This is a genomic window from Mycobacterium sp. DHQP2018-32-09, assembly GCF_058148405.1.
Window position 1 is genome coordinate 1 of sequence record NZ_JBYVYK010000107.1, and the last position, 3,345, is coordinate 3,345.

Consider the following 3,345-nt stretch of genomic DNA (forward strand, 5'->3'; position numbering starts at 1 on the left):
ACCGCGGCCGCGGCGGCGGCCACCGCGATCACGAGCGCCCCCGCGAGGAACGGCCACCGCGGGCCGGTGGTGCCGAATACGCACGTCGCGACCGCGGCCGCCAGTACGACGGCCGCACCCGGATCGGGGAGGTGCTGCGGCGGTGTCGTGGGAGCCAGCACGGCGTCGCGGGCGGCGTCCCACGTGCGGTGCCGCGCCGGTGGCGGCAGGTGTGCCACCAGCAGCAGCGTGTCGCCGTCGCGGATGCCGTTGTCGCGCAGGGACTCCGCATCGTCGAGCAGCTCGCCGGAGAGCCGGGCCAGCCGACGGTGTACGCCGTCGCCGGCACGCGCCAGGACGGCGATCTCGGGCAGCACACTCGCCACGGGCACGGTCTCGGGCACCACGACGTCGACGGGGTCACCGTCGGCGTGGATGGTCAGCCGGCACGACGTCATCGATCCCCCCGGGTCCGCGTGGCACTGGTCTCACGCTAACCGGCCGTGGGACACCCGATGCGCACCAAAAGATCTCGCGATCGGATGGAACCGGACGGCGCCCCGGTGCGTCCAATCACGTGATGGACCTCGACAAGGTGGCCGATCCGCCCCAGATCCCGCGCACCGCGCCCGCCAATCCGGCTGCGCGATTGCTACCCGTGCTGATGCTCGCGGCGGGGGTGGGCATGGCGGTGGTGTACTTCCGGTCCGGCGCGGCGGCGCGCGGACCGACCATGCTGGTGTTCCCGCTGTTGATGGCGGTGTCGGTGCTGGGGTCCTTGGCACACGGGGCACGCGGCACGCGCCGCGTCGCGGAACTGGACGAGGCGCGGTGCCGCTACCTCCGTCATCTCGACGCGGTCGACGCCCACGCGGCCGCCGCCGCGGCCGCACAGCATGCCGAGAGCCACGCCGCCCATCCCGAACCCGATGCGCTGTGGGCCGTGGCGTGCGGGCCGCGGGCCTGGCGGCGGACGGCGGAGTCCGCCGACTTCTGCCACGTCCGGGTGGGGGTGGGTGCCCGCCCACCCCAGAACCCGCTCGGCGCGCCCGCGACGCTGACGTCCGAGGACGTCGACCCGTTCAGCGCCGAGGCCGCGGCCCGACTGCTGGCGGTGCGCGCCGCCGTCCCCGACGTGCCGGTGACCGTGGACCTGCGGGCGCACCGTGTCATCACGCTCGGCGGGACGGCCGACCAGGCGCGGGCCCTGGCCCGGGCGATGGTCTGTCAGCTCGCCGTCGCGCACCCTCCCGACGAGGTGCGGATTGCCGCGTACGTCACCGACGCGGCCGCGTGGGACTGGCTGAAATGGCTTCCGCATCATGGCGATTCGGGTGGGGTGCACGTCGTCGTGGTGGTCGAGGGACCCGCCGGTCCCGTCGAGCGCGCCGGGGTGACGCTGCTGCGGGTGGGGGCCGCCGACCGGCCGGCGATCGACGTCGGCGCCGCCCCCGACCGCCACGACGCGATGTCGTCCGCGGCGGCGGTCGCATGTGCCAAACGGGTCGCGGCGATCGTCCGGGACTCGGCGGTGGTGCGGGACACCGCGTGGCCCGCCCTGTTGGGCATCGACGACCCGGAAGCCGTCGACCCGGTGTGCGCCTGGCGTCCCCGCGACGCGCGCGGGCGGTTGCGGGTCCCCATCGGCGTCGACGAGGCCGGGGTCCCCGTGGACCTCGATCTCAAGGAGGCCGCTCACGGCGGCATGGGTCCGCACGGGTTGTGCGTGGGGGCCACCGGTTCGGGGAAGTCCGAGCTGTTGCGCACGCTGGTGGCGGGACTGGTGGCCACGCATTCGCCGGATGCGCTGAACCTCGTGCTGATCGACTTCAAGGGCGGCGCCACGTTTCACGGCTTCGAGCCGCTGCGTCACGTCGCGGCGGTCATCACCAACCTGGCCGACCGGACCCACCTGGTGGCGCGGATGAAGGATGCGCTCGCCGGGGAGATGACGCGCAGGCAGGAGCTGCTGCGTGCGGCCGGAGACTTCGCCGGCCTCGCCGACCACGACCGGGCGCGCGCCGCGGGCGTCGCGCTGCCGCCACTGCCGGTGCTGCTCGTCGTGGTCGACGAGTTCTCCGAACTGCTGGCACACCAACCGGATCTGGCCGAACTGTTCGTGGCCATCGGACGGGTGGGCCGCTCCCTGGGCATGCACCTGCTGCTGGCCAGCCAGCGTCTCGACGAGGGCAGACTGCGCGGTCTCGAGTCGCACCTGTCGTATCGCATTGCACTGAAGACCTTTTCGGCCGCCGAGTCCCGTGCGGTACTGGGCAGTGCGGCTGCCCACGACCTGCCGAACACCCCCGGGGTCGCGCTGCTGCAGACCGCCGACGGCGACGTGGTGCGATTCCGGGCGTGCTACGCATCGCAACCCGTCACGCGCCGGGCGCCCGTCGCGGAGGCGGTGCGCCCGTTCGTCCGCTGCGGCGACGCCGCACCGGTGGCGTCACCACGGGGCACCCGCTCGGTGCTCGACGCCGTGCTCGACGGGCTGGCGGGTCACGGCAGGGCGGCCCACGTCGTCTGGGCGCCGCCGCTGACCGCCTCGCCACACCTCGGGGAGCTGCTGCCGCCCGCGGCGTCGTGGCGCGTGCCGCTCGGGGTGGTGGACGATGCGTTCGCCCAGCGGCGCGACGTGCTGATGGCCGACCTCGACGGTCTCGGCGGCAACGTCGCCGTCGTCGGCGGACCGCGTGCCGGCAAGTCCACCGCCGTGCGCACCCTGGTGACGGCGCTGGCCGCGCTGCATCCGCCCGCCGGCGCCCAGGTGTACGTCCTGGACTTCGGCGGCGGCGGGCTGCGGGCGGTGGCGGAGCTGCCGCACGTCGGCGCGGTGGCGGGGGCGGCCGACGTCGAGCTGGCGCGCCGCATCCTGACCCGCGTGCGGTCCACCGTGACCGACCGCACCGGGTCCGACCGCACCGAATCAGAGCGCGCGCCGACGGATGCTCCCGCGGCGCGCGTGTTCCTGGTGATCGACGGCTGGGCGGCGGCGCGGGCCGCACTCGACGACCTGGACGACGTCGTCGCCGACGTCACCCGCCAGGGCCTTGCGGTGGGCGTACACGTGGTCGTCGCCGCGTCGCGATGGGCGGATCTGCGGCCGGCGCTCAAGGACCAGCTGGGTACCCGCATCGAGCTGCGCCTCGGCGAACCGGCGGAATCGGAGACCGACCGCGCCATGGCGCGCCGCCTCGTCGGCGCGCCTCCCGGCCGTGGCAGCACCCGCAACGGCCTGGAGTTCGCGATTGCCCTGCCGTGCAACGCGTCTCGCGCCCGAGCGCTACGGCACCCCGGGCCCGGCGCACCGCCCGTGCTGCCCCTGCCGCGGCGGGTGGCCCACGCGACGCTGCCGACCGACAG

The 3,345-nt window shown here is 74.9% G+C and carries 2 protein-coding genes; one reads left to right on the forward strand and one right to left on the reverse strand.

Features of this window, described 5'->3' with window-relative positions:
• On the reverse strand, nt 1-437 hold a 437-nt coding region (locus tag AC30CM_RS26845), incomplete at its 3' end, for an EsaB/YukD family protein (RefSeq protein ID WP_490119953.1).
• Between the two features lie 122 nt (nt 438-559).
• On the opposite strand from AC30CM_RS26845, the gene AC30CM_RS26850 reads away from it, so the two are divergent.
• A partial coding sequence (locus AC30CM_RS26850) for an FtsK/SpoIIIE domain-containing protein (protein WP_490119954.1) occupies nt 560-3,345 on the forward strand: 2,786 nt, incomplete at its 3' end.